A 25,068-nucleotide genomic window follows, 5' to 3' on the forward strand; every position below is an offset into this window, starting at 1 on the left:
TCCATGGCGAACACCACTTCGTCGCCGAATACGGCAACACCACCTCTCAAGCAGATCGCGTTCGCATTCCCGTTCCGTAAGAAGGGGAACGGCAGCGGTGCCTCAGCAACGGATATCACCGACGAGCACGAAATGCATCTGCTCCTGAAGCAGGAGCCGTCGGGAACGTTTGCAGTAAGTGGCAAGGGCATGTGGCATGGGGGCATCCATATCAGCGAAGCTGGCGCAGGTCGGTCGCTGGATCTGAAGGGTGGCGTGCGCTGTCTCGCCGACGGCGAGGTTGTGGCGTGGCGCCTGGACCGTAGCTACCCGGTAAGTACCCTGCCGGCCCGGAATGGCCAGGCCGAAACCCGCGCGGCGTACAGCACGGGGTTTGCGCTGGTGCAGCACACCATGGAATTCCCCCGCGGTACGACGCTGATCTTCTACAGCCTGTACATGCACCTCCAGGATTTTGCAGGTTATCAGGCAGATCCGGCACTCCCGTGGCCGGGGTACTGGTCTGCCAGCATGCAAGTGACAGAAGACACGATCGACCGGCCCACGGCTGGGATAAATGGCCAGCCTGCGCCGGCCGAACAGGTCGGGCTGCGCGTCAGGACAACCAGGCCAAACGGAACCCCTGTAGGCATTCTTCCGAGAGGCACCCAGGTCACGCTTTCCAGGCAGGAAGGAGACTGGGGGCAGATAGCGGACGATCCAGGCGCTCTCTACCCCCCTGCTGCCGGGGGCTTCGTTTCTTCGCATGCCGCAAAGGGAAAATGGATCTTCCTTGGAAAAGAACATGGTCACTCAGGTCCGGTTGTGCAAAAGGTTATGCCCGATTCGGCCTTCGACTGCGTGAATGTTGTACCGCAGGCACAACGCATCAAGGTAAAGGCTGGCGACGTGATCGGTTATCTGGGCCGCTACGATTCGCTGCGCGCTGCAACGTCAAATCGCCTGGTCCATATCGAAGTCTTCTGTGACGAGAGCATCAGGCAGTTCATCGATGCCGGACGGAACTGGGTCCGATCGAACGGTGCGAACCCAAATCAATGGAACCAGCTCGGACTGCCTTCGGATCCCACCATTCTGCGCATTCAGGAAGGGACAACGCTCTTCCACGATCACGGCCAACAGGGCCAGGACGCAAAGAAGACGGATGTAATCCAGGTCGAAACTTTCGCGGCACTGCAGGGCGTCACTGGAAACCCCTGGCCGGAGACGGCACCGGGCTCGGACGGTCACAAACGCAACTGGTGGAAAGTCGACAGCGCAGACATGCAGCGCAACGCCATTACAGGCTGGGTGCGTGAGGACAGCTTTGCCGGCGGCCGGGTTACGCGCGAGCATTCGCAAAGCTGGATCGACTTCAAACTTCATGACGAGGACCACGATCCCACGCACACCATCTTTGCGACGACGGCCAGCTACGTCGATTACGAGACCGGAACTGGCGACCCCAGTGCAGGGAGTGTCGGTAAGCTGAGCCCTCTCATGAGTGCGCTCTACCGTGCTTTGTATCCGAACGGTGACAGCGCGCATGCGGTCGAGGAACTCAGCAATATTGCACAGAATCCGCAGGGCAGTGTATTCCCGTGGGTTGCCTTCCGGGCATCGCGTCTCATTCCGAAGCACGAAAGTGAATGGGCCAATCCGGCGAAGTGGCAGGAACTGGTCAGTGCAATCGAGGAACGTACAGCACAGCAGCCCGAGCACGAAGAGGAAAAGAAGCGCATCGCCAAGCTTGTCTGGTGGGAAGACGTCCAGGCCGGCGTTCCGGGGTTCCCGGGCCCCGACGTCTTCCACATTCATCCGGTTGCGTTGGTGGGGAATTTTTGGATAAGTTCAGACCTGATAACTCTCGAAATGCTAAGTGCAGTAGATCCAAACGGATCAATGGACTACCACCGACAGATACTCCCGTATCTAAACAAATACGCGAAAGGCTATGCAGTTACGACCCCGAGGAGAATTGCTCATTTTCTCTCTCAGGTCGCAGTGGAAAGTCAGTTCAAGAACATCGAAGAACAACTCGACTATTCGGCTAAAAGGATGAAAGAAGTCTACGGATGTAAGTCACCACCTCATGGAAATCATACTGCGAGATCACATATAGCGAATGGCGATGTTGTGTGTAATTTTGGACAGCTTCGTCCAGCATTGTGGACCAATACCAGTCACTACGCACACAATCCAGAAAATTTGGCGAACTACGTTTATGCGGGCAGATACCAAAATGGTTCCGAAGAAAGTGGTGATGGGTACAAGTACAGGGGGCGAGGTCTCATTCAAACAACATTCAAATCTAACTATGAAGTATTCAATAGGGAGCATAATAACCGCTTTCCCGAAGATCAAAGGAATTTTATTGACAATCCAGATCTCTTGCTCTCGTATCTTGAATACGGAGTGGAATCTGCTTTCGTCTATTGGGCTGTAACGCGCAGCGTGAGTCCGGTTGCGGATAGCGGAGACGTTGCGGCCGTAACACAACAAATCAACGGAGGACAAAATGGGCATGCTGAGAGACTTGCCGCATATAACAAAATTTCACCACTTTTGGGGCTCGCACAAGAATCGAATTAAACCTATTCTCAAGCGTTTGTCTTGGCACGTATTGTTATGGCTCGTCACGTTAGGTTATGCAAGCGCCGAAGAACCAGTTGCCTGTCCCATTGTGTCGCCAGCAATGGGGGTATTTTCTAGCGATAAAATATACAGAGATTCGATTGTTGCAATCGAAAAAAATGACGAAGATAAAACGATAAATCTATCGTTATACCGACCGGATGGAAATGGTTGCAAAAGGATGGTCTTCGCGAAATACCCAAAAGAAGGGGGGGCTCCAAATGTCGATTCTATTTTCTTCCTGAAAGTCAAAGGGAGCCAGAATATATTCACAATTGTTCATTGGGATGTCAATTCTCGAGGTATTGGCACATACGGGAAATATTACCAAATATATTCATATATCGATGATGGACGGGGGGGGTTAATGGAAAATGAAGACGTGGTTAATAATAGTGCGATGACTGGGATGGATGGGTATCAAGAGGGCGAGCAAACTTTCTTTTCCTACAAAAATGCAGGTGCCGTAAAGTCATTCTTTAAGTGCAATCGGGCAAGATGCAATTAGTGAAAAATTAGTAAAGGTTTTCGTTAGTATGAGATGGATGTGTGCGCCACCCCAAAGACTGACGATTACTGTCGATAGAGTACATCTTTATGATCTGCCAGATCTTAAAAAGCACAAACGAAGATGTACTTGGTTAGAGGGGATGCGGTGAAGTTGTTAGATAAGGCTGGCGAAGATTGGGCGCGGATTGAATACGCTAGAAAAAATGGCACCGCTATCGATAAATGGATTCAAGCTACGTCGATGAATGATCGTGAGCAAGATTGAGTTCTTGTCGTTGATCAACTGATCTTGAAAGTAGGGCAACCGTTGCGTTCACTAATTGGACTAGGAAATCTGATGAAGAAATTAGCTTACGAAGGCGACAGCACGAGCCACGGCGGGAAAATTCTTTCCGGCTCTGACCGTATCAAAGTAAAGGGACGCAGGGCCGCAAAGGTCGGGATACTCGTGTCCTGTCCGATTCACGGTGACAATGAGATCATTGACGGAAGTAGCCGCATGAAGGACGCGGGTACGCCTTTGTCGAGGGACGGCGATGCAACGCAATGCGGCAGCGTTCTAATTGCCTCCGCCGACGGTGCGACAGTTCGCTAAGAATTCATGCCCGTCGACTTTTCGCGCGTTCCGCCGAGGGTGAATGTCCCCAACTTCGCTCGACCTTCTATTGTAGGTTGGGCGCTGCTCCTCAGTCTTTTTGTCGTCGGCTGCGCCACGATGGCTATTTTTCTCTGGCCTGGTGCGAAGTCTGACAGCGTGCTGTTCTGGTTCTGCGCAGTCGTATTTCCGATCCTTGCATGGAGCTTTTTGCTGAGTTGTCGGTTCGCCTATCTGTACGTGCGTATTAACTCGGCACTCGCAACGAACAGGATCTGCGATGCAATTGAGACTCAGTGTCACGAGTCCTCGAGTGAACCACTCGCTGTGCTCGGGCACGCATGGAAGTTCAGCTCCAACAAAGACGAAAACGCCGTGGGTGCTCTTGTTGACGGGAAGACGAAGCTGTGTCCCGTTTCCAGCCTCGCTGTACCGAACACCGACGTTATTGCTCGATGGCTGGATGTGCCCGATCGCAAGTTTTACGCAGGCAATGCCTTGACCGAACACGCTCGCCAAACAGCTGTTTGCGAGTGGTTACTGAGTCAGATGGTAGGCGAAATCACCCAAGAGCTTCAGAAGCTTCCCGCGCATGTGTCTGTGATGGTCGATCTTTGTATCGACTCTATGCTGGAGCCTGCAATCGTTGGAGAGAAGTTCCTCTCTCTGCTCAAACATCCGCTTCGCACCTCACGTATCGTAGTAAATCCATCGAAGCGCGGACTTTCGTTATTTCATACTGATTCGTGGTTTGATGACATGCCCCCCGATAGAGTCAACCTGCTTGTCTCAATTCAGTTGCGCAACGCAGTGAGCGAAACCCTGGCGACCGGGGTCGCCGAAGCGGGTAGCATGCTTCTCGTTTCAAGCCTTTCGATTGCCCGGAATATAGGCACAGAACCCGTACTATGGCTACATCGTCCTTCCAAAGGCGCGGCGGAGGAAGTCGTCGAGACGCTGAAGCTTGCTGTTCGTTGGGGAAAAACATCTTTGGAAAATGTCGGAACGACCTGGCGAACTGGCCTTTCCAAGCAAGCTGTTCGTGCAATCCGGTCGTCGTGCCAGTTTGGGCGTGATACCGGAACTGTAAATCTCGACACGTCTGTAGGTCGCGCAGGCATTGGGCGTGCGTGGTTAGCCACGGCGCTCGGCATTGCGAACGCGGCAGCTACGGATAAACCACAGCTAGTCATTACGCAAGAAGGTAATGATCTGCTCGCACTGGTATGCGAGAAGCAGACATGAAAGAACAAAAGTCCTTACCTGTCGTATTTTTCATCAGCGCTGCGCTCGTCATTCTGTTTCTCGCTGCGGCAATTGTGACTTGGATCGTTGCACGGGCGCAGCGGTGGAGCTTGGAAAGACTGATCATTTTTGAGCTATCTCTTCTTTGTGGCCTGCTGGTGTCGTTGATATTCATCAAGTACTTTGAAGCCATTTTGCTCTGGATAGCTTCCATGTGGGCGACGCGCTGGCTAATCCGGTATGACGAACGAAAAAGCGTTCAAAAGACAGAAGAAGCTAACGGATCCTCAATGTCACTTGTGGATGCGATGAAGGATCGGCACGGATGGCGTTGGCGCTATCGGGAGCGCTGGATACTTCTGACCGGCGACGAACCACTCGTCAAGCGTCTGGCATCGGGCTTGACGGAAACAGGCTACGCAATTACTGGCAATTCGGTCCTGCTCTACGCCAGGCAAACAAGCAGCACACTCGATACCGAATGGCTAGACCAGATTCGCCGGATGCGCCGTCGTCGACCGATCGATGCAATTGTCGCTGTGACGGGCAATGGGGTCTCTGCCAACACCCCGTTTGACACGGACGGCCTTGCCCAGCGGCTTGCTCGCCACGCACGGGCCCTGCGATGGGCTGCGCCCGCGTATTTGCTGAACGTGACTGATTTTGGTGCTGAGTCGCGAGGCCCGGATGAAGCGTTTGGCTTCACGTGGGCGAATGCGCGAGCAAGTGCCGAGGAGATCGGGACGGCGCTGCAAAATCTCACGCAAGATCTGGCAAACAGAGGTGTCCAACTCCTTGCCGCAAACAATCACGACCGCTATCCAGCCCAACTTTCACAGCATATCGAGCGGTTCGGTAGCGCATTGTCGGAACTTGTGCTGCAGACGGCGAATTCGCGTTACTGGCGCCAGTCTGTACATGGGCTCCTGTTCGTGCCGCTGTTCAAGAAGCGTGAACTCGCACAGCCGGCAGCACTGGAGAAATCCGACAACAAGCCAGACGAGGAGTGGGAGGGCGATCCTGTTGCCACAGAGGAGCGCTCGGTCTGGCAAACGATCGCGGATCACAGCCGGAAAGTCTATGGCCGGCGCGTCGGTTTTTCTCTTTCGACGACCGCCGCATGGATCGCAACGGCAGCGGTCGGCTTCTGGATCGTCGGCACGATGGTTTCGGGTTTCTCGAACCGCACGACGATCGGTACCGCCCGGGGTACGCTCGCGAAGCTCACGGGCACCCAGGACAATACGCAGTCGATGCAGACGCTCGGTAGTCTCGGCAAGCAAATCGACTCACTGGAGACCCGCCAGCGTGACGGCGGTCCGTGGACTACCCGCTTTGGACTGAACCGCGACAGCGCCCTGCTTGCCGCGATCTGGCCAGGCTACGAAGGCGTCGCGAGCCGTATCCTCATCGGCCCGATTCGGCAGACCCTGGAGGATCGCCTGCGCCAGTTGGCCTCGATGTCTGATGAAGAGATCGCGAGCGGCGGCAACGCCCAGGCGCAGGCTGCTTACGATACGCTCAAGGCCTACCTGATGCTCGCCAAACCGGAACGCGCTGCCGCATCGTTCCTTACGCCACAGTTGATCGCGACCGCGGTTCCCGCACGCCCACTCAATTCACCGCTTTCATCGGGCACGTGGGAGGATCTGCGGCAGCACACCATCGCCTTTTTCGCGGACCACCTCGGACATCGAACTCCAGCGAGCAGTTCATCGCTCGCCATCGTGCCGGATAGCAACCTGGTCGCGTCCACACGACAGACCATCATAGGCGTGCGCGGTATCCAGAACTCGACCGACGCGGTCTGCCAGCAGATTCTCGACGATGCAAAGCCGAAGTACCCACCAGTAACGTTGGCCACGCTGCTCGGCGACACCACGGGTCGGGGCCTCTTCAACACGACGCAGACCGTGCCAGGCGTCTTCACCCGCGCAGCCTGGGAAGAACGCATCTCGAAGGCCATCGACGAGGCAAGCAAGAAGGGCAACGTTGCCGGCGACTGGGTGCTGTCTGACACAAAAAACACGAATCAGGCGCCCTCGACGCTGAAAGCCGAACTGCGCCAACGCTATTTCGACGACTACGCGCGCGCCTGGGAGCAGTTCCTCAACAGCCTACGCTGGCAACCCGCGCCGACATTGTCGGCCACCGCCGACCAGCTCATCCTGCTGGGCGATCCGCAACGCTCACCACTGGTCGCGCTAATGAACGCGATCGTGTACCAGGCAGGCACGGGAGCAAGCACGCAGTCATTCTCCGACACGCTGATCAGCAAGGCGCAGCAACTCGTTGGCGCCGACGAGAAAGACCCATCAAAACAGGCACAACCCCAGTTCGCACCCCTTACAACCGCATTCGGCCCGATCCTGCGACTGACCGGCAGCGACCTGGTTGCTGCCGCGCCTGGCAAAACCGGCAAGGCCGCGGCGCAGTTGGCCTCCACTGGCGACCTGAGTCTTGCCCGCTATCTCGAACGTGTTACCGCGATGCGTCTGAAGATCGAGCAGATGGTGAACAGCGCCGATACCGATGCGATGTCGCGTGTCGCAGCGCGGTCCGTACTGCAAGGCAAAACGTCAGATATCGCGGAAAGCCGCGACTACGCGAACCGTGTTGCCGCGAGCCTGGGCCAGCAATGGGCGGGCTTCGGCCAGCTGCTGCAGGCGCCGCTCAACCAGACCTGGCAGGCCGTGGTGCAGCCCGCTGCAGCGAGCCTGAACGACATCTGGCGTACCTCGATCCTGGCCGACTGGAACCGTACCTTCGGTGGCCGCTATCCGTTTGCGGATTCGGAGAACGACGCTTCGTTGCCCGAGATGGCGCGCTTCATGCGGCCGGACAACGGGGTAATCGCCCAGTTCGTTGCGACGCAGCTTGCTGGCGTCGTCGAACGACAGGGAGACCGGTGGGTCGCCGCACAAGGCGCCGACCACGGCTCACTCACGCTCGATCCAGGCTTTCTTGAGGGATTGAACAGGCTCACGCGCGTTTCGACCGCACTGTTCCCGGCCGGCGACGCACACATCCGCTTTGATCTGCGGGGCGTTGCAACGCCAGGCGTGACCGACATGAAAGTCGTACTGTCCGCGCGCGAGCTCAACTACTTCAACCAGAAAGAGGACTGGGTGCCATTCGAGTGGCCCGGACAGTCGCTGGAGAACCTGTCGCACATCGAATGGCAGACGGAGCAAGGCGGCCTGCGGTCAGCACTCCACGCGCAGGGACGCTTCGGACTGATCCGGCTGCTGGAACGCGCGGAGGTCTCCCAGCAGGACAACGCGCGCTATCTGCTGACGTGGGCGCCCGATACGAGCCAGGGCATTGCGCTCAAGGTCCAGTTGCGCAGTGATGCGGGTTCGGGTCCGCTCGATGTGCTCCAGCTCCGGCACTTCGCACTACCCACACGCATCTTTGTGACCGGCGGTACAAAGGCAGGACCAAAAATTTCTGCCGGCAATCCACCGCCGTTGCCACCGGCCGCGGCCGCCGCCGCGAAGCACGCAGCCATGCCCTTGCCCAACGGTAACGTGCCGGAGGTTGAATGAAGCTGGGAGAACTTTTCAGGAGCCTCTTTCCGGCACGCGAAGACGCAGGCGAACTTGCACGAGCACGCCTCGATGCGTGGGCATCGTGGCTGCTGCCGTTCCCGGGCGACGGGGGCGTCGGCCGCGACCCCGGTTACGAAGACACGTTCTTCGAGCTCAAGGATGAAGCAGGCAAGCTCTCGGGTATCGACGATGGCCTGATCGTCCGCTCGTGTGAACAGCTTCTCAAAGAGACCGGCAAGGATCTGCGTCTTGCAGGCTACTACGCGTGTGCCCGGTTGCGCCAGGATGGTCCGGCCGGCTTTGCCGACGGACTGGAGTTGTCCGCTGCGCTCGTCGACCGGTTTGGCGGGGCTGTGCTGCCTGCGCGTGCCGAAGCGAGGAAAGGCGCGCTTGAAATGCTGGCAACCACGCGCGTGCTGGAGCTGCTCGAGAGCCGCGGTGAATTCGCACTGGTGGACCTCGAACGTGCGCTTGCGGCGCTCGATGTACTGGTCACGCTGACCGGTGGATGGCCAGAGGCCGCGCGTCCGAACCTGCAGCCGCTGGTGTCAAGGTTCGAGCGCAAGGAAGGCATGGCGGGTACAGGAGGAGCGGAGTCCGTCCAGGTAGTATTGCCAGCCACGGCGAGCGTTTCGTTCGGGGCGATCGCTTCGACGCGCGATCTGCTCGATCAGGCCCGTACGATGGCCACGTGGCTGCGCGATCAGGAGAATGGCTATCTGTCATCGGTCCGGCTCGTGCGCAGCGTGCGCTGGGACACCTTGCACGAGGTGCCCCCGTCGGACGCCGCATCGCATACACGGCTTGTGGCGCCGCGCGCGGAACTACGCGCGCAGATGAAAAGGCTTGTGCTGCAGAAACAGTGGCACGAGTTGCTGGAGCGTGTCGAGGGCGCGTTTATGGAAGGTGTCAATCACCTCTGGTTCGACCTGCAGTACTTCCAGCACGTCGCGCTTGATCATATGGGTGCGCCGTACAGCGCGTGGCGCGAATCGCTGCGTGCGGACTTCGCGCTCTTTCTCGAGCGCCTGCTTGGCATCGAACGGCTGGCGTTCAACGATGGCACGCCCTTCGCCGACGATTCGACGCTAGAGTGGATTGCCCGGCACGCGGTCGTGCGGGATCTGGAAGCAGGGGAAAGCGTGGCGCCGCTGCCGGTCTCTGCCGGCAGCGAGGACGGACATGCCGGCGACTGGCCCGAGATCGAGGCGCAGGCGAGAGACCTGACTGAACGCGACGGGATCGAGGCGGCCTTCGCCTGGCTGGAGGCGCTGCCCGGTATGAAAACTGATCGCCATCGCTATTTGCAAAGACTCGTCATGGCGCGCCTTGCCGATCATGCCGGTCGGCCCGATACCGCGCTCGCACTGCTGACCGAACTCGATGCGGCCGCACGCTCCCTGCCGCTCACGCGCTGGGAGCCGGCACTGGTTTTCGAGGTCAAGCAGCAGCTGACCCGGGCGTTCAAGGCGATGAGCAACCGCAAGGACGCGGACAAGCCAGCGCTTGCACGCCGCATCGGTGAACTGCAGGCGGAACTGGCCGTGCTTGACCCTGCACGTGCATTGACTCTCCCATAAAAAATCCGAATGGAAAAAGACGACCCGATCCTGCGCTATTACGAAGCCGAGATGCGCTACCTGCGCGAATCCGGAAAGGAGTTCGCGAAGGCGCATCCTGACCGTGCGCGCCTGCTCAACCTCGATCGCATGGGCGACCGCGATCCGTATGTCGAGCGGCTCCATGAGGGCTTCGCCTTTCTGACGGGGCGCCTTCAGCAGAAACTCGACGACGAGCTGCCGGAGCTAACCGAAGGGCTCGTGAGCCTGCTGTGGCCGCACTATCTGCGCATGATTCCGTCGCTCTCGGTCGCCGAACTGATCCCCCTACGGGAAAAGCTCCAGAGAACCGAGGTGGTGCCTGCCGGTGTGCCCGTCCGATCGGCGCCCATCAGCGTTCCACCGCCGGCGGGCGCCGAGGGCACGACGCCGAAGACCGTGCAATGCCTGTACAGGACCACGCAGGCCGTCCAGCTCCAGCCGCTGTCCATCACACACGCAGGCCCGACCGTACCCCACGACGGCCGCTCGGTGATTCGCCTGGGCTTTGAGCTCCATCAATCGGCGCGACGCGAGGAAACCGATCTGTCGCGCCTGCGCCTGCATCTGAATGCGGATCTGCCGGTCGCCTTCGCCATGCACCTGGCGCTCACCCGCCAGATTGATTCGGTCCTGTGCCGCATTCCGGAGGTGCAGGACGGCGAGGCCGTGCTGTTACCAGGCATCACGATCGAGCCCGCGGGATTTTCGACCGAAGAACGGCTCTGGCCCAAGGCCGATGCGGCATTCTCGGGCTATCAGCTACTCCTCGAGTACTTTTCATTCCGCGAGAAATTTCTCTTCATTGACCTGTGCGGACTCGACGTCGCGAAGCTTCCTGCGGGAACGACCCGTTTCGAGCTTGAAATCGTCCTGAAGGACACCTACCCGTCGGACCAGCATTTCAGCAGGGAGAATGTGCGACTGTTCTGCTCACCGGTGATTAACCTGTTCGAACTCGACGCAGAACCCATCGAGATCAACCATCACGAAACGGAGTACCGCGTCGTGCCGGCGGGACATCAGGGCGAACACGTCGAAACGTATTCAGTGGATGCGATCGAAACGTTCGATCACGACACGGCTGAGCGCTACGAGTACGTGCCGTTTGCCACGTTCCGGCATCGCGGTGGCATGCTGCGTCACGAGGCGCCGGAGCGTTATTTCCATGCGCGCGTACGCCCCGGCATGGCGGGACTGCACGAGACGTGGGTGATCCTGGGCGGCCACGCATGGGAAACCATCGAAACGCTGCCGGAAGAAAGCCTTTCGCTGCGCGTCACCGGCACCAACGGGATGTTGCCGCGCAAGGGGCTGCGCGAGGCGAACCTCAGCGAACTCGCTGCGAGCACGCCGAACGTGACAGAGGTGCGTAATCTTGTCGCCCCCACGTTGCCGCTCTATCCCCCCACGGGCGACCGGTTCCAGTGGCGCGTGCTTTCACACCTTGCCCCGAACTTCCTCTCGATGATGGACGCGGAAGTGCTGCGCGGCGCGCTCGCGCTCTACGACTGGACCGACGACGAACTGAACGCGCGGCGTCTGGCTGGCATTCTCTGGGTGTCGCAGGAGCTGCTCGAGGAAGTGTCGGGCGGCTCAGTGGAGCGGGGTGTGCTGATCGAGGTGACGCTGGATTCACAGGCGTTCGCCGGCGACGGCGACCTGATGCTGTTCGGCGAGTTGCTGCACCGCTTCTTTGCGGCGTACGCGGAAATCAACCTGTTCACGAAGCTCTCGATCGTGAGCCTGCCGTCGCAGACCCGCACGGTCTGGCCGCGCAGCAAGGCGCGACGGGCGCCGCTATGAGTGCGTACGCAAACGCCTTTGAAGCGCGGAACGAACTGCCGAGTCTCGAACCGCTTGTCGCGGCATTGCTCGCACGCGCGCCGCGCATGAACTTCATGCAGTTGTGCCGACTGCTCGAAGCGCGGGTGCCGCAGCATCCCGGCTTCGGCACGCGCGATACCGCGGCGCACGAACCGGTGCGCTTCCGGCCACGCGCGCGCACAGGTTTTCCGGCGGGCGAGATCGCTGGGGTCGAATTCGACGATGATCCGGATTCCTTGACAAGTGCTCCGCCACCGACTGTGCGCACGACCTTCATGGGCCTCTACGGCGTCGACGCCGCGATGCCGTCGCACATGATCGACGAGATCGTGCTGCGCGAGGAAGGGCACGAAGTGGTCGAGGCCTTTCTCGATCAGTTCAATCATCGTTTCGTCACGCTGCTGTATCGCGCGTGGAAGAAGTACCGTTATCCGGAAAGTTTTCGCGCGGGAGGTCGCGACGAACATTCGCGCAATTTGTTGTGCCTCGCTGGCTTCGGCTGGGGCGACAAGCCGCAGCGCGCCGGCTTACCCGATTCGCGGATGCTCGCGCTGCTCGGTCTGCTGATTCAGCGCACGCGCACGCCCGAAGGGCTCGCCGGTGTGATTGCGCTCGCGGCGCCCGGCGTCGACGTGCGCGTCGACGAGTTCTTTCCCGCGCTTGCGCGCGCCGGCAAGCCGCAGCCGCTGGCTTCGTCGCCTGCTCGTGCCGGTGTGGCGAACGACGGCGTGCGCCGCGGCCTCGGCGGCGGCTACGTGCTCGGCAAGCGGCTTGCGTATCGCAGCCGTGCGGTGCGTGTGACGTTGCGTCCGGCCTCTGCGACCCTGGCGCACGATCTTTTACCGGGCGCGTGGCTGCATCGCGAGTTGATGGCGTTCGTGCAACTGTACGTAGGGCTGAAGGCGGATGTGCATCTGAGGATGGAGATGTCGTCGCACCTCGCGCCGCTGCCGTCGATCAACTCGTCTGGCTCGGTCGCTGACGGACGAGCCAGACCGGCTCCACGGCTCGGCTGGACGACCGTGCTACCTGCCGCGAGCGAACGCCTGATCAACGTCGCGCTCGGGGTATATCAAGCGTTTCCGAAGCCCGCGGCCAATCCGTACCTGATTCAATCCGCGTGATGAACCATGCGCTCCAAGGACAATTCATGAACTTTCGAGTTATCGTTTCCACCCTTGCGGCCATTGCGCTGCTGTCGGCGTGCGGCGCATGGCAAACCGTGTCGGACGCGTCGTCGAGCGCGTATCACGCGGTGTTTTTCAAGCAGGTCAAAGTGCTCGACGTCGACCTGTCCGCGCGCGAAGCGCTGAACCCCGACGACGCCGGTCGCGCGACATCGGTAGCCGTGCGCATCTATCAGTTGAAGGACCGCAAGATGTTCGACGGCGCGTCGTATGACGATCTGCTGAAAAGCGACCGCACGCTGCTTGCGCAGGACTTGCAGGCCAGCATGGCGTCGGTGCTGAATCCGGGCGCCTCGGCGAGCCTGTCGCAGCCGATGCAGGCCGATACGAAATATGTGGCGGTTGTCGCGTTCTATCGCAATCCTGGTAGCGGGGATGGCTGGAAGTATGTGATCGAGAAGAAAAAGCTCGATGCGGGCAAGCCGCTGAAGATCTCGCTGATGGATCAGTTTCTGGCGACTGATGGGAGTGCGGCTCGCAATTGAGCCGGCCCAGATTCCATGCGGCCTCCGACCATTCGTCACCAGCGCGGCGCAAACCGCGAATTTCGGCGAGTTCGTTCAGCGCATCGAAGACTGCATCTCCGACGCCACGCACCGCCGTCACTTCAGGCACGATCTCGATTTATCCAGGTAGTCTCACGAATCGAAAGCCCGGTACATCGAATTCAAAAAGGGGATGGAATTGAACCACAGTTTGCAGATGTTCGACCTGACCGGGCGTCGCGCGCTCGTCACCGGATCGAGTACAGGTATCGGTTATGCGTTGGCACAAGGGCTGGCGGGCGCCGGCGCCGAAGTCGTTCTGAACGGCCGCAACGAAGCGCGGCTGGCGGCGGCGGTGAGCCGCTTGCGCGACACGGGCGCGAAGGCGCATGCGCAATGTTTCGACGTGACCTCGCCTGAAGCGGTGGAAGCGGCGGTGGCGCAGATCGAACGTGAGATCGGCGCGATCGATATTCTCGTGAACAATGCCGGCATGCAGCGCCGCGCGCCGCTCGAGCAGTTCTCCCACGCCCAATGGGAACAGCTGATGAAGACCAATGTGGACAGCGTGTTTCTGGTCGGACAGGCGGTGGCACGGCACATGATTGCGCGCAAGCGCGGCAAGATCATCAACATCTGCTCAGTGCAGAGCGAACTGGGCCGGCCCAATATCGCCGCCTATACCGCGAGCAAAGGCGCGGTAAAGATGTTGACGAAGGGCATGGCAATCGATTGGGGCCAGCACGGCATCCAGGTCAACGGCCTCGGCCCCGGCTACATCAGGACGGAACTGACCGAGGCGCTCGTCAACGACGAAACCTTCAGCAACTGGTTGACCTCTCGCACGCCTTCGCGACGTTGGGGCGATGTACAGGATCTGGTCGGTGCGGCGATCTTCCTCGCGAGCGGCGCTTCGGACTTCGTCAATGGCCACATTCTCTACGTGGATGGCGGAGTGACGGCCACGCTGTAACTCCGTTTCGACCACCGGTGGAGAGGCCGGCGAGCCTCTCCATGACCGGTTTCATGGGGTAGCCCGGGTCAATTCGGGAATAACCATCGCATCTGCGCGGTCTTGCAGGCAAGACTGACGGCAGATGGGGGACCCAATGAACATCGTCGACATGGCCCGTGCATCGGGAATGGTCGTCATCCAGGCGGCGGTTGACCGTCATGTGACGCACGGCACTAGCGGGACGTTCCCATGATGGTACGGATGCAAGCGGTTCTGCGTCGGTTGCAACTCGGCTCCGGCGTGGTGATGCTGGTATATCTTTTTCTCCATCTGCTCAATCACGCGCTCGGCATCTGGTCGCTCGAACTTGCCGGACGGGGTCTGATGCTAGCGCTGTGGCTTTGGCGTAGCGCGCCTGGGACCATCGCGTTGTATGGTGCGGCCGCGCTTCATTTTGCGTTGGCCATACGCACGATATACGCGCGCCGTCACTGGGCGTTGCCTCTGGCTGAGTGGGTGCGCCTGTGGGCGGGACTGAGCTTGCCGCTGCTCTTGATCCGCCACGCGGTGACGACCCGGCTGGCGTCGTCGCTCTATGGCTTCGAACCTGACTACGAGCGCGTCGTCGTCCAGCTGCTCGCGAGTGGTACGCAGGGTTTGCAGCTTGCGCTGCTCGCGCCCGGATGGATACACGGATGCCTCGGGCTCTGGTTTCGCTTGCGTCACTTGCCGTGGGCGCTCCGCTTGAAGCCCGTGCTGCTCACGTGGGTCATTCTGTTGCCGTTGCTATCCGCGGCAGGCTTTACACGGATGATGCGAACGGTCGAGGCGAAAAGCGCAATCCTTGCGACTCCCGATCCGAAACTGGTTGCGCATCAGCTCGCGCTGAATGCCTGGCGTCATGATCTCGTGGCCTTATACCTGGCTCTGATCGTCGGCGCGTTCGTCGCAGGTCAACTGCGCAACGCGCTCGAACGCCAACGATTGCGCGAGCGTTCAGTGAACTCGTGACACCGGGATTGCCTTGTGCGGCATCCGCCCTATTCAGGCTTCGAGAATAATTTTTCATGCCGCCATGTTCTTTGACGAGGGGCCTTGGAATATCCATGGGGGAATCTGCGTCTACCTGATGTGCATCGCGCAACACTCACGATCTGAGCGAATGCAGGTGTGCGAACACATATTCAGGTAATAAGGAGTGCATCATGAAATCGGAATCGATGAATCAGTACGCAGGTTTCCCGCTACTCCGCTTCGTGATCGCTGGCGTCATGGCGATGGCGAGTTCAGCGAGCGTGTATGCGCAAATGGTGTCGGAGCCCGAGCCTCATCAAGTCACCCGCGCGGAAGTCAGGCACGAACTCGAGGAACTGGAAGCGGCAGGGTACAACCCCTCGATGGGCGATGATGGTTCGTATCCCGCCGATATTCAGGCCGCGGAAGCGAAGGTGGCGGCCATGCATCGAGCGGAAAGAGCCGCGGCGACGAGCGCGGGGCAGAGTGGGCCACAGGTGCACACGCATTGAACATTGCCATACGCAATGATGGTATTGAATTCATTGCATTGCCAGTATGAGTCTGGAATCGTATCTTCGGCTCCATATCACGGAGACACCTATGAAGATCGCATTCCTGGGAGCCGGCGCGTTGGGTTGCGCGATCGGCTCCGCGCTAACCGAAGGCGGCTATGAGACGTGGCTGGTCGACCGCTTTGCGGCGCACGTCGAGTCCATGCGCCGCGACGGCCTGCAAGTCGACGATGCCAACGGCTCACGCCGCGTGAAAGTCCGCGCGACGATGAACCCCGCCGAAGTCGGATCGGCGGACCTCGTCATCGTGCTGGTCAAGTCCTTTCACACTGATTCGGCGATGCGCGGTGCGCTCGACCTCGTCGGACCTGACACCCTGGTGTTGTCGCTGCAAAACGGCCTGGGCCACGAAGACGTGCTCAGCGAAATCGTCGGCCGGGAGCGCGTGCTGGCGGGCAAGACCTATGTCGGCGGCGTGCTGAAGGCACCCGGACACATCCAGTCGGGCGTAAGCGGAAAACTGACGATCGTCGGCGAGCTCGATGGTCGGGTAACCGGCCGGGTGCGCGCAATCGCCGACGCGTTCAACGGCTCGGGCCTGACGACCACGGTCAGCGACAACATCCTCGGCACCATGTGGGACAAGTTGCTGATCAACGTCGCGACGGGCGCGATCACCGGCATCACCGGTCTGACGTATGGGCAACTGTACGAAGAGTCCGTACTGAAAGCCACCGCGTTGGCGGCGATCGAAGAAGCGATGGCCGCCGCGAAGGCCGCCGGTATCCACCTTTCGATAACCCAGGCCGAGCAAGCCTGGACGATGGCGGCCGAAGGCCTGTCGCCCGCATTCAAAACTTCGATGCTGCAGAGCCTGGAAAAAGGCTCGGTCACCGAAATCGACTTCATCAACGGAGCCGTCGTGCGTTGGGGCGAACGCCTCGGCGTCCCGACTCCGGTCAATTCGACGCTCGTCGCGTGCATCAAGGGCATCGAGCGCGCCATGACGGACCGTCAGAAAGAAGGAGCGACAGCATGAGCGGCTCCAAAGCATACGTGGAACACGTGGCCATCTGGGTCAAGGACATCCAATGGCATATCCGTTTCTTCGAGGAAGTCCTCGGCATGACCATGCGCGAGGTCGACGGCACCCGCGACGAGCCACGTCAGTACTGGACGCTCGGCGGGCTGCAGTTCATCAATGATCCGCATTACGAAGGTCCCGAGGGCCGTCTCGCGCATCTCGGCGTGATGTGCGAGGACCTCGAGGCCGCGCTAACCGCGGCACAAGAGTTCGGCGTGACCACCATGCAGCAGGGGCGCAACTGGCTGCGTCTGCCTGACGGACTCGCGGTCGAACTCATTCAGGCCAAACCTGCGACGTGCGTTGCGCAGGCGTTGGCGATCAATCCGCGCGCGGAGGCGTAAAGCATGAGCACGATCATCGAAAAGTACTGGGACGACGCGAAGGAAGGCGACGCCTGCGTGAGCCCGACCTATGCGGTCACGAAAGAACGCATTCTCGCTTACGCCGATCTCACCGGCGATCACACGCCGGTGCATGTCGACGAGGACTACGCGAACGCGAGCCATTTCGGTTCGATCGTCGCGCACGGGCTGTTCGGTTTGTCCATCGCGGACGGCCTGAAATCGCAGAGCGACTATCGCTTCCTGCCCGGCATGTCACTCGGCTGGACGTGGGATTTCCTGCTGCCGATCAGGGTCAACGACGTGCTTCACGTTGAGTTTCGCGTGGGCAACATGCGCGCGAGCAGGAGCCGCCCGGACTGGGGCATCGTCGTGCTGCCGTCGGAGTTGATCAATCAGGATGGCCAGGTCGTCCAGCGCGGCGAACATCGCCTGATGATCCCGCGCCGTCCGGGAGAGAACTGATGCAAGCGCGTCCCCTCGAAGGTATTCGCGTCGTCGATTACAGCCACTTTCTCGCCGGTCCTTATGTGGGCCGCTGCCTCGCGGCGCTCGGCGCCGAAGTGATCAAGGTCGAGCGCCCCGGCAGCGGCGATGCCGGCCGGCAGCACGCGACCGTCCTCGACGACCAGCAAAGCGCCTACTTCCTGCAGCTCAACATGGGCAAGCGCGGCGTCAGCGTCGACATGAAAGATCCGCGCGGCAAGGAGTTCATGCGACGTCTTTGCGATTCAGCCGACGTGTTCATCGAAAACTATCGGCCAGGCGCGCTGGACAAGCTGGGCCTTGGGTATGCCGCCTTATCCGGGAGCAATCCGGGGCTCGTGTACTGCTCGATCTCGGCGTACGGCCATACCGGACCCGACGCGCATCGCGCGGGCTTCGGCCTGATCGCCGAGGCGAAGAGCGGCATCATGCAGATGATCGGCAATCCCGGCGAACCGCCCCCGCTGATGCGCATCTCGCTCGGCGATATGTACACGGGCATTCACGCGGTCGCCGCGATCAACGCCGCGTTGCTCGGCCGCGTGAAGAGCGGACGCGGCCAGCACATCGACATGGCGTTGTACGACACGCTGGTGTCGATGCACGAATACGCGGTTCAGTGCTACACGATGCAAGGGGTGTTGCCCGAGCAGACGGGACATGACATGCCGACGTCGACGCTGTACGGCGTGTTTCGCGCGGCCGATGGCGATCTCGTGATCGCCGCGCAAGTCGATGACTCGTGGAAGCGGTTCGCTTCGCTCGTCGAAAAGAACGGCGGTCCGGCCGGCTTCGGCGCCGACGCGAGATTCGACAGTCTGAACGGTCGTAATGCCCATCGCGAGGCAATCCTCGCCGTCGTCAAGCCGTGGGTTGCCGCCCGGCCGGTCGCTGAAGTGCTGGCGCTGCTCGATGGTGTCGACGTGCCTTGCGCGAAGGTCCAGCGCATCGACGAAGTCGTCGCTGATCCGCAGATCGTCGCGCGTGGCATGGTGATCGAGCAGGACCATCCGCGCTTTGGAAAACTGCGGCTGCCGAACCTGCCGTTCCGCTTTTCCGATTGCGACACGTCGATCCGCGAAGTCGGCCCGGACCTCGGTCAGCACAACGCGGAAGTTGCACGGTCGTTGGGCTTCGACGCCGCGCAGATCGACGCGATGCAGACCCAGGGCGTGTTGTATTCAAAGCGGAGTACGTGATGACCGACCAATACGCTGTGATCGGCAATCCGATCGGACACACGAAATCTCCGCTGATTCATGGTCTGTTTGCGAAAGAGACCGGGCAGGACATCACCTACACGGCGATCGAGGGTCCAATCGAGACGGCCGGCGCGTTCGCCGCGACGGTCAGGACGTTTATCGCCGCGGGCGGCAGGGGCATGAACGTTACCGCGCCGTTCAAGCTGCAGGCGTTCGAGATCGCCGATGAGCGCAGCGAACGGGCGGCGCTCGCCGGTGCCGTCAATGCGATGAAGTTCGAAAACGGCGGGATCATTGCCGAGAATTTCGACGGCGTCGGCCTCGTGCGTGACATCGAAGTCAACCTGAATCAACCGATGGCGGGCAAGCGCGTGCTGGTGCTCGGCGCGGGAGGAGCGGTGCGCGGCGCGTTACTGCCGTTCATCGCGGCGCGGCCGGCGGAACTGGTCGTCGCGAACCGGGACGTGGCGAAGGCCGAGGCGCTGGTAGCGCGAGTCGCAAGCAGCAGCCCACTGCTTGCATGTGGCTACCGGGAACTCGACGCGATGGGTCAGTTCGACCTCGTCGTGAACGCCACTTCCGCGAGCCTCACCGGTCAGTTGCCTCCCGTTGCGCCGAGCGTGTTCAGCCCAACCGGGGCCGCGTATGAACTCGCATACGGCAAGGGGCTCACGCCGTTTCTGCGGCTCGCGCGCAATGCGGGCGTGCAAGGTATCGCCGACGGTGTCGGCATGCTCGTCGAGCAGGCGGCCGAGGCGTTTGAATGGTGGCGCGGTGTTCGTCCGCAGACGCAAGCGGTTATCGACCGGTTGACCGTTCCGCTCGATTGACGCCGGTCCACGGGCCCAATGCAATGGGTACAATCGCTGTATTGCATATGACAATACGGCCATGAGTACCACTGAGCTTCCGGACCTCAAGCTGCTTCAGCTTTTCGACCTGCTTTACGACTTGCGCAGTGTCACGCGCGCCGCTGAACAGCTCGGACAAAGTCAGCCGACGGTCAGTATCTGGTTAGGCCGCTTGCGCGATCATTTGCAGGATCCACTGTTCGTCCGCACACCGGGCGGCATGGCGCCCACTCCGCAAGCGGACGCCTTGATCGGACCGTGCAGGGAGATTCTGGAGTCGCTGCGCCGGTTTGCTGCGTGGGAAATCGCTTTCGATCCCGCCACGGCCAAGCGACGGTTTCGTATCTGCATGACAGACGCGAGCCACGTCACGCTTCTGCCGCGATTGCTGGCGCATGTGCGGGCTCAGGCACCGGGCATCCGGCTGGAGGCGGCAAGGATCGACGGCAATACGGAGCGAGCGCTCGAATCCGGCGAGGCGGATCTTGCGATCGGGCACCTGCCGTGGCTCGGGGGCGGTATGTATCAGCAACAGCTTTATCTGCAGGACTGGGTGTGCCTCGCCAATCGGAATCATCCACGCGTGCGTGCGCGGATGAGTTTGAAGCAATACTGCGCCGAGGGGCACGTTGTGATTGCCGCGGGCACTGGAGCGCAACTGCTCGAACAGGCGTTGTTGCGCGAGCACATCGAACGCGACGTCGTGCTTGAATTGCCTGGATTTCTCGGGCTTGGGTCAATCATCAATTCGACCGATCTTATCGCTACGCTGCCTCGGCACATTGGCGAAACGCTGGCGCACACGAATGACGTCGCAGTCCATTCGTGTCCTTTCCCGGTGGACAAGTTTGCGGTGCGCCAGCACTGGCATGCGAAGTACCATCACGAGGCCGGCAATCGCTGGCTGCGCTCGGTCGTCGCCGATCTGTTTCTCAGCGCAAGCAGCAGCTAGTTTCTCCCGCTGCGCACGAGGATGCCAAACCTTCGCCGCGCAAAAGTTTCTCCGCATCCGTCGGCATGGACAAACAGAACCCTTGCACATAGTCGCAGCCCGCTTCGCGCAACGCATGAAACTGTTGATTCGTTTCGACACCTTCAGCCGTCACCTTGATGCCGAGTTCGTGCGACATCTGAATGATGCCGCGGACAATTGACGTAGCCGCCGCGTCGCTGCCCAGCCTTGCCGTAAATGAACGGTCGATCTTGACGATGTCAGGTGAGAAATCGGCCAGATAGCGCAGGCTGGAGTACCCCGTGCCGAAATCGTCGATTGCGATGCGCACGCCAAGGCGCTTGAGCGCCAACAACGTTGCCTGAGCGAGTGATGAGTTTTCCATCAACGCGCTTTCGGTCAGTTCGATTTCAAGGCGGCCCGGCGACACCTGGTGTTTTCGCAGCGCCTCGTCGACTATGGCGACCAGGGAGTCATCCCTGAGCTGACGCGCAGACACGTTCACCGACATGGAAAGCCCTTTTCTTCCGGCGCTCTGCCAGATCGCCAGTTGCGCGAGGGCCGCGTCCATGACCCACGCCCCGACTTCGACGATGAACCCGCTTTCTTCCAGTATGGGGATGAAGCTGGCGGGACCCACCAACCCTCGCGCCGGATGATTCCATCGAACGAGTGCTTCGACGCCTTTCACCGCCAGAGAGGCTGGCTCATGAATGCCCTGGAAATGGAGGACAAACTGGTTCGACGCCAGCGCCGTAGGCAGATCGCGCTCGAGTTCGAAATCTCCGAGCAGATCGCTGGACGCTTTGTCGGCAAACCTGAAGCCGTTGCGCCCACCTTTTTTCGCCGCATACATGGCGATATCCGCGCTTGTGAGGAGCGCCTCGTGGTCCCGACCGTGCTCAGGAAAGATAGATATGCCGATCGACGCCGTGACGAATGGCGCAGCGTGGTCCTTTCGAACGTCGTTTGAAAACAGGTTGAGAAGAGACTGCGCCAACGTTGCCAACGTGGCCTTGTCGCTCTCGCCCGTGACGATGACCGCGAACTCGTCTCCGCCGAGGCGCGCCACACATGCATCCGGAGGAAGTGCGCCCTGAATGACTTTCGCAATGTTCTTCAACAGGCGGTCAGCGGCTGTATGGCCGAGCGTATCGTTGAGGACTTTGAACCGGTCGAGGTCGACGAACATGAGACCGAAGGCGACGTTCTGCCTGCAAAGCGTCTTCATGCTGCGGACCAGGGCGGCGCGGTTACCCAAACCCGTCAGCCCGTCGGTGTAGGCCAGTCGGTCAAGCGCCGCGAGGCGTTCCTGTTCCAGCGTGATGTCCTCGCTGACACCGACAATGCGCGTCACGTTTGCGCCGCCATCGCGCACGGGGTAGGCCGTGCTTCGAATCCAGCGCAGGCAACCATCCGGGCGGCGGATGCGGTATTCGACGCGGCCTTCTGTCGCTTCGGACGTGACGCGCTTCATCTCGGCGAGCACGGGCTCGAGGTCCTCGGGAACCACGAGATCGAGCCACGCGGAAGGCCTCCTGCTGACCTCTTGATGCGTCAGGCCGAACACGCCCTCAACCCCTGCGCTGACATGATCAAAGTGTTCAAAATCCGAGCACGAATAGAACACCAGGCCGACATGAGTCTCCATCTCATGCATCAGATCATTGCGTTCGCGAAGTGTTTTCAACAACTCGCATTGCTGAGTGACATCCTCGGACGCACACAGGAGCGCGGAGACGGCACCATCGTCGCCTGTCACCGGCGTGAGCGTGGAATTCCACCATTTGGTACGCCCCTTGGTCGTCGCGCAGCTGCCAGTGAAAGATGTGCTCGTCCCTGAAAGGGCGCCCGCGAGAGCCGTCTCGGCCGCTGTGCGGTCGTCGCCGGTCCAGAAACCCAGCCAGTCGGCGCCGGTGAGTTGGTCCGGTGACTCCGCCTCCATCAACATGGCGCCATGCTCCGACACCCGCAGCATTTTCCCGTCCGTCGCCAGCATCTTCAGGCAGTCGCGATTGGCATGCAGAAGCCCGCTCGCCAATGCGGTAGCGGCACGCTGCTGAGCATGGTCAACGCAGAGTTTGCGACGCACAACCACGAGGCCGGTGACGCCTGCCGCGATCGACAACGCAAGACGTAGGGTCATCGCCGCTTCACTGGCTGCCTGGTGCACAAGAGAAGCTATGCCAACGCCGGCGGCAAGGGCAATGAGGAAACTCGTCAGCGGTATGGTCCTGTGTCGACCATACCGGGAGAGGAAATAGGCAAGGAACTGCTGGTTCCGGGCTGACCAACCATTGGTGTGTGCGTCAGTATCGCCCTCAGACCGAATCGGCTTGAATTTATCAGGGCACGATGCCGCTTTGGATTTCACGCTGGTCTCCGACTACCTGTTTGAGCGACTTCTCGAATGCTACCTGCCACTTCGTCTTTGCTATTACGGTACGAAGTGACAAATCTTTAGTCCTTGGAGACCTGATCGGGAACTGAGGAGCGCCCATCAGCCTTTGTGAGGCTGGTCTTGCGCGAACTGCCGGATGCGCTCCGCAAGAGCGGGTATGCCGGAGTCGCGGGCAACGTAATGAGCGACCTGCCGGGTGGCCAGATCGATGGTCACCTGATCGTCGGGGGTTTTCGTGTTGGGTCCGTCAACCGCAGGATGGTATTCGATACGCAATTGCCTTGCGTTGGCGATCAGCCGCAAATAACCGAAGTTCCGGTCGTCGTAGTTTTCCAGGACGACCGCATCCGTATCGTTTGACGCAGCCTGGATCAACTGCGGCGCGCGAAGTGGCGGTTGTCCATTGGTGGTGAGCCGCTGCACGGCGTGACCGCCGTTCCCGCAGACGATGTAAGGGATGTGGGTGCCATCGGGACGGGTTCGCGTAAAGCGTTGATAGTTGTGCGCGTGGCCCGCGAGGTCGGCATGTGGCCATACGCCGACCTCATTGCAGACTGTATCGATCTGCTGTTGCATGTCCACGCTCCAGCCGTGACGGCCGCGCGCCACATAGGGGGGATGGTGATGCGCGAAAAGCAGCGCGCCGCGATAGTTTTCTTTCTTTACCCGCAATAACGCCGCTTTCAGGAATTTCAGCTGGCTGTTGCCGATGTGAGGGTCTGCAATCACGCCGGGATCCTCGAGCGTATTGCTGTACAACGCAATGATGCGCACAAACGGCGCCTCGAAGGTGAAGAAAACGCCCGGCTGGATTTGTGCCGTACGTGAAAGCTGGCCCGCATCGGGAGAGACCTGGAAGCGGTCGCAGCAGAAGTTCCTGACAAACGCCTGTAAGCTCTTCTCGTGCTGCAACGGCGAAACCATGCCGTCGTGATTGCCGGCAACGGCGAGAATCGGCGCGTGGTAGTCGCGATACGGCTCATAGAACTGATCGTAGTAGTACTGCGCTTCGCCAAAGCTGTAAACGATATCGCCGAGCAGAAAGTTGAATTGCGGCACCTCCGCGGGATCCGCTTCGTCGAAATCGCTGACCATCTTGTCCGACACTTCATTCTGGGTCGCAGGGCCTTTCGTACTGCCACAATCGCCGGTGGCGTGAAAGACGAGCTGTCCGCTCGCGTTGATGCTGTCGAGGAGCGTCTGGTTGTTGTTGATCACCTCCGCAAACGTCAGGCGGGGCTCGGTGCCGCCGCGCGGCGCGGGAAACGGGAGCGCCGTCAGCTTGTGCTCCCGGTTCAGTTCGTCAATGACCTTGTAGGCTGCGGCATCGGATGCATGCCTGACTACGAACGTTTGCGGATCCGGCGTGGGCTGTGGCTGCGAAAAAACGGGTGCGGCGAGAATCCTGCCATTGCCGGTGCCGCGCGCGGCCGGCGATTCGTTCGAGCGCTTCTTTGGCATGTCCAGTTCTCCTTGATCGTCGGGAAAGAGCGGCCCCGCGGTTGTCGGCGAAATGTCAGCATGTGACGATGCCGTGCCGGGCCAGATGCACCGTCGCCATGACGCCTCGCGGCAACGTTTAGCAAATTGCGGACCCGATGCATTCAACGCAAGCTTCAGATCGCGCACGCGGTCGGCCGCCGGGGACCGCGG

Annotated in this window: 20 protein-coding genes; 18 read left to right on the plus strand and 2 right to left on the minus strand. The window is 60.3% G+C overall.

The window, feature by feature from the left end:
• Positions 1-3 precede the first annotated feature (3 nt).
• From L0U81_RS19620 to L0U81_RS19705, 18 genes are all read left to right on the plus strand, one after another.
• Complete coding sequence (locus L0U81_RS19620) at positions 4-2,571, plus strand: glycoside hydrolase family 19 protein (protein ID WP_233805179.1); 2,568 nt, start codon at positions 4-6, stop codon at positions 2,569-2,571.
• The gene (locus tag L0U81_RS19625) at positions 2,498-3,121 is read left to right on the plus strand and encodes a hypothetical protein (protein ID WP_233805180.1); all 624 of its coding nucleotides are present in this window, start codon (positions 2,498-2,500) and stop codon (positions 3,119-3,121) included. The genes L0U81_RS19620 and L0U81_RS19625 overlap by 74 nt, the downstream gene beginning before the upstream one ends.
• A 339-nt stretch (positions 3,122-3,460) precedes the next feature.
• Positions 3,461-3,718, plus strand: a complete 258-nt coding sequence (locus L0U81_RS19630) for a PAAR domain-containing protein (RefSeq protein WP_233805181.1) — start codon at positions 3,461-3,463, stop codon at positions 3,716-3,718.
• Positions 3,719-3,724: 6 nt separating this feature from the next.
• Positions 3,725-4,963 carry a hypothetical protein gene (locus L0U81_RS19635; RefSeq protein ID WP_233805182.1) on the plus strand — a complete coding sequence of 413 codons (1,239 nt, stop codon included), beginning with the start codon at positions 3,725-3,727 and terminating at the stop codon, positions 4,961-4,963.
• The gene (locus L0U81_RS19640; RefSeq protein WP_233805183.1) at positions 4,960-8,511 is read left to right on the plus strand and encodes an ImcF-related family protein; all 3,552 of its coding nucleotides are present in this window, start codon (positions 4,960-4,962) and stop codon (positions 8,509-8,511) included. Before L0U81_RS19635 ends, L0U81_RS19640 begins: the two co-directional genes overlap by 4 nt.
• Complete coding sequence (gene tssA, locus L0U81_RS19645) at positions 8,508-10,094, plus strand: type VI secretion system protein TssA (protein ID WP_233805184.1); 1,587 nt, start codon at positions 8,508-8,510, stop codon at positions 10,092-10,094. Before L0U81_RS19640 ends, tssA begins: the two co-directional genes overlap by 4 nt.
• Before the next feature lie 9 nt (positions 10,095-10,103).
• A complete protein-coding gene (tssF, locus tag L0U81_RS19650) occupies positions 10,104-11,918 on the plus strand; it encodes a type VI secretion system baseplate subunit TssF (protein WP_233805185.1) in 1,815 nt (604 codons plus the stop codon).
• Positions 11,915-13,063, plus strand: a complete 1,149-nt coding sequence (tssG, locus tag L0U81_RS19655) for a type VI secretion system baseplate subunit TssG (RefSeq protein WP_233805186.1) — start codon at positions 11,915-11,917, stop codon at positions 13,061-13,063. Before tssF ends, tssG begins: the two co-directional genes overlap by 4 nt.
• 26 nt (positions 13,064-13,089) lie before the next feature.
• Positions 13,090-13,611 (plus strand): type VI secretion system lipoprotein TssJ, encoded by a 522-nt coding sequence (gene tssJ / locus L0U81_RS19660; RefSeq protein ID WP_233805187.1) that lies wholly within the window; start codon positions 13,090-13,092, stop codon positions 13,609-13,611.
• 193 nt (positions 13,612-13,804) lie between these two features.
• Entirely contained in the window at positions 13,805-14,584 is a 780-nt protein-coding gene (locus L0U81_RS19665; RefSeq protein WP_233805188.1) for a glucose 1-dehydrogenase, read from the plus strand.
• Between the two features lie 243 nt (positions 14,585-14,827).
• Positions 14,828-15,577, plus strand: a complete 750-nt coding sequence (locus L0U81_RS19670; protein ID WP_233805189.1) for a hypothetical protein — start codon at positions 14,828-14,830, stop codon at positions 15,575-15,577.
• Between the two features lie 194 nt (positions 15,578-15,771).
• Positions 15,772-16,092, plus strand: coding sequence for a DUF4148 domain-containing protein (locus L0U81_RS19675; protein WP_233805190.1), 321 nt, complete (start codon positions 15,772-15,774; stop codon positions 16,090-16,092).
• Between the two features lie 91 nt (positions 16,093-16,183).
• A complete protein-coding gene (locus L0U81_RS19680; protein WP_233805191.1) occupies positions 16,184-17,134 on the plus strand; it encodes a ketopantoate reductase family protein in 951 nt (316 codons plus the stop codon).
• On the plus strand, positions 17,131-17,523 hold the full coding sequence (locus L0U81_RS19685) for a VOC family protein (protein WP_233805192.1): 393 nt from the start codon (positions 17,131-17,133) through the stop codon (positions 17,521-17,523). The genes L0U81_RS19680 and L0U81_RS19685 overlap by 4 nt, the downstream gene beginning before the upstream one ends.
• 3 nt (positions 17,524-17,526) lie before the next feature.
• On the plus strand, positions 17,527-17,988 hold the full coding sequence (locus tag L0U81_RS19690) for a MaoC family dehydratase (RefSeq protein WP_233805193.1): 462 nt from the start codon (positions 17,527-17,529) through the stop codon (positions 17,986-17,988).
• Complete coding sequence (locus L0U81_RS19695) at positions 17,988-19,208, plus strand: CaiB/BaiF CoA transferase family protein (RefSeq protein ID WP_233805194.1); 1,221 nt, start codon at positions 17,988-17,990, stop codon at positions 19,206-19,208. The genes L0U81_RS19690 and L0U81_RS19695 overlap by 1 nt, the downstream gene beginning before the upstream one ends.
• The gene (aroE, locus tag L0U81_RS19700; protein WP_233805195.1) at positions 19,208-20,041 is read left to right on the plus strand and encodes a shikimate dehydrogenase; all 834 of its coding nucleotides are present in this window, start codon (positions 19,208-19,210) and stop codon (positions 20,039-20,041) included. The genes L0U81_RS19695 and aroE overlap by 1 nt, the downstream gene beginning before the upstream one ends.
• A gap of 61 nt (positions 20,042-20,102) precedes the next feature.
• Positions 20,103-21,014 (plus strand): LysR family transcriptional regulator, encoded by a 912-nt coding sequence (locus L0U81_RS19705; protein WP_233805196.1) that lies wholly within the window; start codon positions 20,103-20,105, stop codon positions 21,012-21,014.
• Here the strand turns inward: L0U81_RS19705 and L0U81_RS19710 are convergent.
• Both L0U81_RS19710 and L0U81_RS19715 read right to left on the minus strand, forming a co-directional pair.
• Positions 20,995-23,388 carry a putative bifunctional diguanylate cyclase/phosphodiesterase gene (locus L0U81_RS19710; protein WP_233805197.1) on the minus strand — a complete coding sequence of 798 codons (2,394 nt, stop codon included), beginning with the start codon at positions 23,386-23,388 and terminating at the stop codon, positions 20,995-20,997. The genes L0U81_RS19705 and L0U81_RS19710 overlap by 20 nt on opposite strands.
• 126 nt (positions 23,389-23,514) lie before the next feature.
• Positions 23,515-24,633: a metallophosphoesterase family protein gene (locus tag L0U81_RS19715; protein ID WP_233805198.1), complete on the minus strand. Its 1,119-nt coding sequence runs from the start codon at positions 24,631-24,633 to the stop codon at positions 23,515-23,517.
• Positions 24,634-25,068: the final 435 nt, after the last annotated feature.

Origin of the sequence: Paraburkholderia sp. HP33-1, assembly GCF_021390595.1 — a bacterium.
Classification (GTDB): Bacteria; Pseudomonadota; Gammaproteobacteria; order Burkholderiales; family Burkholderiaceae; genus Paraburkholderia.

Bases quoted from the DNA above. Each gene is read 5' to 3' on its own strand.
- tssJ (WP_233805187.1), top strand. From the start codon at position 13,090: ATGAACTTTCGAGTTATCGTTTCCACCCTTGCGGCCATTGCGCTGCTG.
- L0U81_RS19625 (WP_233805180.1), top strand. From the start codon at position 2,498: ATGGGCATGCTGAGAGACTTGCCGCATATAACAAAATTTCACCACTTT.
- L0U81_RS19670 (WP_233805189.1), top strand. From the start codon at position 14,828: ATGCAAGCGGTTCTGCGTCGGTTGCAACTCGGCTCCGGCGTGGTGATG.
- L0U81_RS19690 (WP_233805193.1), top strand. From the start codon at position 17,527: ATGAGCACGATCATCGAAAAGTACTGGGACGACGCGAAGGAAGGCGAC.
- L0U81_RS19705 (WP_233805196.1), top strand. From the start codon at position 20,103: ATGAGTACCACTGAGCTTCCGGACCTCAAGCTGCTTCAGCTTTTCGAC.
- tssF (WP_233805185.1), top strand. From the start codon at position 10,104: ATGGAAAAAGACGACCCGATCCTGCGCTATTACGAAGCCGAGATGCGC.
- L0U81_RS19665 (WP_233805188.1), top strand. From the start codon at position 13,805: ATGGAATTGAACCACAGTTTGCAGATGTTCGACCTGACCGGGCGTCGC.
- L0U81_RS19635 (WP_233805182.1), top strand. From the start codon at position 3,725: ATGCCCGTCGACTTTTCGCGCGTTCCGCCGAGGGTGAATGTCCCCAAC.
- L0U81_RS19675 (WP_233805190.1), top strand. From the start codon at position 15,772: ATGAAATCGGAATCGATGAATCAGTACGCAGGTTTCCCGCTACTCCGC.
- L0U81_RS19620 (WP_233805179.1), top strand. From the start codon at position 4: ATGGCGAACACCACTTCGTCGCCGAATACGGCAACACCACCTCTCAAG.
- tssG (WP_233805186.1), top strand. From the start codon at position 11,915: ATGAGTGCGTACGCAAACGCCTTTGAAGCGCGGAACGAACTGCCGAGT.
- L0U81_RS19685 (WP_233805192.1), top strand. From the start codon at position 17,131: ATGAGCGGCTCCAAAGCATACGTGGAACACGTGGCCATCTGGGTCAAG.
- aroE (WP_233805195.1), top strand. From the start codon at position 19,208: ATGACCGACCAATACGCTGTGATCGGCAATCCGATCGGACACACGAAA.
- L0U81_RS19640 (WP_233805183.1), top strand. From the start codon at position 4,960: ATGAAAGAACAAAAGTCCTTACCTGTCGTATTTTTCATCAGCGCTGCG.
- L0U81_RS19695 (WP_233805194.1), top strand. From the start codon at position 17,988: ATGCAAGCGCGTCCCCTCGAAGGTATTCGCGTCGTCGATTACAGCCAC.
- L0U81_RS19630 (WP_233805181.1), top strand. From the start codon at position 3,461: ATGAAGAAATTAGCTTACGAAGGCGACAGCACGAGCCACGGCGGGAAA.
- L0U81_RS19680 (WP_233805191.1), top strand. From the start codon at position 16,184: ATGAAGATCGCATTCCTGGGAGCCGGCGCGTTGGGTTGCGCGATCGGC.
- tssA (WP_233805184.1), top strand. From the start codon at position 8,508: ATGAAGCTGGGAGAACTTTTCAGGAGCCTCTTTCCGGCACGCGAAGAC.